At 29.5% G+C, this 1729-nt stretch carries 2 protein-coding genes; both read right to left on the reverse strand.

From position 1 onward, the window contains the following. Positions 1-77: 77 nt before the first annotated feature. Positions 78-1001, reverse strand: coding sequence for a hypothetical protein (locus tag HX062_RS16050; protein ID WP_286468124.1), 924 nt, complete (start codon positions 999-1001; stop codon positions 78-80). Then, a partial coding sequence (locus HX062_RS16055) for a hypothetical protein (protein WP_286468126.1) occupies positions 998-1729 on the reverse strand: 732 nt, incomplete at its 5' end. The genes HX062_RS16055 and HX062_RS16050, both read right to left, overlap by 4 nt.

The raw sequence follows: 1729 nt of genomic DNA on the forward strand, positions 1-1729 counted from the left end.
CTTTGTTATTGTCTTTTGAGCACAACTACGTACTTCTAAGTTCAAAAAAAGAAGAACATATATACTCCTCTGCATAATCAACGGATTACTTCTAATGGAGCACCAGGGCTAGGACGATGAAGAAAAATTGGGTAAAAATTATAGTCGTTCTCTGTTTCGCCTATTATTACAGCTTCACCTCTAAAATACTTATCAACTCTTACTAGAGTCACCACATTTCCTTCCCCAAGAATCAATATTTTATAGTTTTCAATTGGAAGAAAGTCATTATTAATATTTACCTCTTTTACAATTGATTCTTTAATTATTCGGGAATCTTCCTCTTTGTTAAAATAATTAGCTACTGATTTTTCATATTCTCTGTTATAGAGTTTTGATGATATAGATTCGATATTTTTATTTCTCATATCATCTCTATAAGAATTAAAGTATGTAACCACTTCTTTTTCTAATTCTCTTACATTCTCCTTTCCTAAATTTACACTATTTGACCATCCTAGTAATACATATGGCAAATATTTGATTTCAAAACTGTTATTTACTTCATAATATGGACTTTCTTTAATATCAGTAGGATTAATATCCATGTTAATTAGACTTTCATAACTACTAATCTTTTCACCTTTATTTCCGTATACTATTTTTACTGAAGCTTTTGCTAGTGCAAAAATTGTAGAGTCCAAAACATCACTATCATTACTCGTAGGATACAATTTAATTTTTAAATTCTGAATACCTGATTTTAGTATGTACTCGTTAATTTGTAAGCTAAAACTATTTCCTGATTTCAATTTCCCATTTAAATTAGAATAAATAGGAATGTCATTAATTAATACTTCTATTGAACATGAAGAATAATTTAAACTTAAAAAAACTATTTTTTCATGTTCAACTGCATTGAGTTTTACATATATATTTTCCATTTTGTTTTCTTGTTTTTTTTGAGCACAACTCTGTAAACTGAATAAAGTAAGGATTATTAAAGTAAATTTTTTTATCATTTAAAATATATTTTATCTGTTGAAAACGTATGTGCTAACATAGTTATCTCTACTTTTACCTCTCCTCCTATACCATCAAGTTTTTGTTTTGGTTTAGATTTTTTGTTTATGTCTAATTTAGCAGTTAAACCTCCTACTAATTTAATACCTTCAAATATCACGTCTTTTTGAATATAAATCCCCTTTGAATCAACTCCTAAATTATCTTGTATACCCAATCCAATATTAGCAACTCCTTTTAACTCTCTGTTAGCAACTACTTCATATGAAAATACAGAAAGTTTATTAACAAGTTTTAAATCAATTAGTAACTCCGCATTAATTGCACTTTTCCCTTTAACTGACAAATCATTACATCCTGCTAACATATTGTACTGCCAGTCAATCTCAGTATCTATCTGTCCAGTAACCGAAAAATCACATGTTATTGCACTGTCATCATCTGCCAGAATATAAATCAAAGTATCTACTGTTTTTAGTATAGCATATGCTATTGGATGCCGTCTACACAATAATTCCAACAAGTCCCATTTTATGGTAATGCCTACCAAAGGCTCTGCTTTTAGGCTAATGTCCAAGCCAAGACCTTGTCTTCCTATCAAAGGAGGATACTCTACTGGATCTACCAACTCATAAAACCAAGAAGCTGCCAAAGCAATTTTGGGATATAGAATTTCATATTCTACAGATTTTCGGCCTTTATAAAACAGATTCCGATCTAATAAATC

Source organism: Myroides sp. DF42-4-2 (assembly GCF_030326445.1).
Classification (GTDB): Bacteria; Bacteroidota; Bacteroidia; order Flavobacteriales; family Flavobacteriaceae; genus Flavobacterium.